Raw genomic sequence first — 2674 nt, forward strand, 5'->3', positions numbered from 1 at the left:
TCAGCTAAAATTTCGGTGAAGAAATCCTCACTTTTCTCAAAAGAAAGCTTTTCGGCATCACCTCCGTTTATTCCGCTTTTCGTGCTACTCAAATTTATAGTTCGACTTACTCTATTTCCTGCTGTATCGTAGGCAAAACTTATGGTGTTTTGACTCATTCCGCTTGTTGTGCTAAGTAGGATGAAAAATAGAGATATTATGATGTTTTTCATTTTTCGAATTATTAATTAAAAATTATACTCTTCATAAAAGTCCGACATTGTTGTCGGGCTCATATCTTTTATCACATTACTAATGCTTTCTAAGAACGATGAGAGTACTAGCGGGGTGACAAATTGCCCTCAATGGCGAAGAAATTGGAGTTATAAGACAATCCAATCCTCCTTATCTACTCCATATTGCTCTTCTGCAGACAAAAACGCATCTTCTAAAGTCTTATGCCATGTGTCAAAACATTCATTATCTGATTTATAATACAAAAAAACACCTTTTGTATCCAATTCATCAGTTTCAATTTCTAAGCTTTTTACTGAATCTCTCAAGTTATTTTCTAAATCAACTTTAAACTTCATATTTATCTATTTTAAGGGTTTGATAAGGGTACATGCCAGTTTACATATGGTGTGTTCAAATTAAAGGGATAATACCTTTCAAAATGAATATGTGCTATGTCGTTAAATCCTCTACCGAGTAAATCGCTATTTGTCATCCTAAATTGTCTCAAACCATCTACCGAACGGAAAACCCCAGGAGCTATCTCAGAATATCCATTCCCTAAAAATCTCTCCCCTAACAATAAACCTTGTTCTGCTGTTCTTACCTTACCTGTTAATTGTAATGTTTTCACTGAGATATTTCCCACTTTCCCAACAGGTACAACTGCAAGTGCCTTAAGCATTCCTTGCCCTAGGCTCATGTCGTTGCCGGACCGATCCTTGCCCGTGAAAGCGTAAGCAAGCACGTCCCAAAAGTTGGCGATGGGGTTGAAATCGTTCAGCGTGTTGGTAATGCTATAAATTGTTTCCATAGCACCCCCTCCGGATTGGGCCACCTTAACCGTAGGCACCTCATAATCATACATAAAATGGGTTAGTACCGTTTTTCCATTTTCTGTTGTTGCGGTATACATACTCATTTGGATTGGCTTCCCATCCTCAGAAATAAGATTCATAAATTTGTCCAAAGGAACTCCAGCGGCATTATATCCTGAATCAAACCATGCATCAATCACTTCCGAAACCATTGACCCATCAGCATTATAAATAGTCCCCAAATGGCTCCAACATCATATCCCCATCCTGTAACATCACTGAGACTATTTGCCCCAGGAAAGCTACCTGCTAATACTCCTCCAAAAGCACCACCACCATAACTGAGTCCTAAAGAAGGTGTGAAAAATGCGGCAACATTATAATTTGTATCAAATATCAATCCCACTTGAAGAGAACCAGTAATACCCCATGCCCCGACTACTGGTGCAGCTATTCTACCCTCTGCTTGTATAAAGTATACCCCACTCGAAGAGGCAAGCCTTCATAGGTGCTTAAAAAGTCTGATTGCTCAGGCTTTTTATTTACATATTCTCTTGATTTGCTTTTTTTGCTTTTTTCAATATAAAAGAACCTAATATAATTAATGGTATCAGAATAATCAACAGCAATAAAGTATAACCTTGTACCCTTCTAAGTTTAATTGCCTTGTTACTTTTTATTTCTACCCAATTGTAAGCAACTGTATCAATAGATACTGTTTTATCTAAAACATTTTCTTGTATCCTATTGGTTTTACTCCTTACACATTCAATGTAGTAGTTCTCTCCTTTGGTATCTTCAATTTGTGCAATTAGAGTATCATGATTAAACCCATACCGGATTATTTCATTCACGACTATTGTGTCATTTAAGTAATTATATTCTACTTCTTTCCCAATAAAAACAGTTTTATTATATTCTATAACAAAGCCGATAATCGGTATACAATAATCACTATCCCAATAGTTTGGTTCTAAATTTAAAGGTAAATTGTGCTTAAAGATATTTACTCGGCTCTCACCATAATAATACAATTTATTATCTGATATTAAATATATTAAAATCAACACTATGCTAATTGGCAATATTGCTAAAATAATTTTCTTTTTCATGCTACTTATTTTAATAAGAAAATGTAATATTAACTGGAATATAATAGTAAGGAGTTCCTCCAAATCGTTCCAAATTTGGACCTAGCCCATCTGATTCAAAATAAGGATTTCCTTTTAAGAAGTATTCATCAACAAAATCAGGATCACTAAAACTATCTCCATCAAACAAGGTATATGTAATATGCCTATTCTTTTCATCGATTGAAACACTAACTTTAGTATCCCCAATATGAAATACAGTCCAAGTCATATCAACATAAAAGTATGGTTTTTTCAATTTGTAATTCATAACTTGATAATGCCCCAGTGCAAAATCTGGATGGTGCAACATTGCACTAACTGTTTTTGGGCCAATTCTAGCTGGAGAACCATCTCCAAACAAATAATGACTCAAGGCCTGAGCTGTATTATCAATAATTACCCCACTTGAAGAGGCATTCTCTCTCATAGTCACCAGACTATAAGGTTCTCTAACTAAATGTAAAGTACTCCCTTTATAATAACGTTGAGTCCCAACACTTGTATACGCAT

The 2674-nt window shown here is 35.3% G+C and carries 6 protein-coding genes; all 6 read right to left on the reverse strand.

Features of this window, described 5'->3' with window-relative positions; translation table 11 throughout:
• Positions 1-212 (reverse strand): hypothetical protein (locus QUH73_RS20560; RefSeq protein ID WP_442913433.1); only part of this gene is annotated, 212 nt, incomplete at its 3' end.
• Between the two features lie 150 nt (positions 213-362).
• On the reverse strand, positions 363-572 hold the full coding sequence (locus QUH73_RS20565; RefSeq protein ID WP_289532323.1) for a hypothetical protein: 210 nt from the start codon (positions 570-572) through the stop codon (positions 363-365).
• A gap of 11 nt (positions 573-583) precedes the next feature.
• Positions 584-1273, reverse strand: coding sequence for a hypothetical protein (locus tag QUH73_RS20570; RefSeq protein WP_289532324.1), 690 nt, complete (start codon positions 1271-1273; stop codon positions 584-586).
• On the reverse strand, positions 1228-1437 hold the full coding sequence (locus QUH73_RS20575) for a hypothetical protein (RefSeq protein WP_289532325.1): 210 nt from the start codon (positions 1435-1437) through the stop codon (positions 1228-1230). Before QUH73_RS20575 ends, QUH73_RS20570 begins: the two co-directional genes overlap by 46 nt.
• A gap of 136 nt (positions 1438-1573) precedes the next feature.
• Positions 1574-2143, reverse strand: coding sequence for a hypothetical protein (locus QUH73_RS20580; RefSeq protein WP_289532326.1), 570 nt, complete (start codon positions 2141-2143; stop codon positions 1574-1576).
• Between the two features lie 10 nt (positions 2144-2153).
• Positions 2154-2674, reverse strand: a 521-nt coding sequence (locus QUH73_RS20585) for a hypothetical protein (RefSeq protein ID WP_289532327.1), incomplete at its 5' end; no start/stop codon positions are given.

This window comes from Labilibaculum sp. K2S (genome assembly GCF_030372765.1).
Lineage (GTDB): Bacteria > Bacteroidota > Bacteroidia > Bacteroidales > Marinifilaceae > Labilibaculum.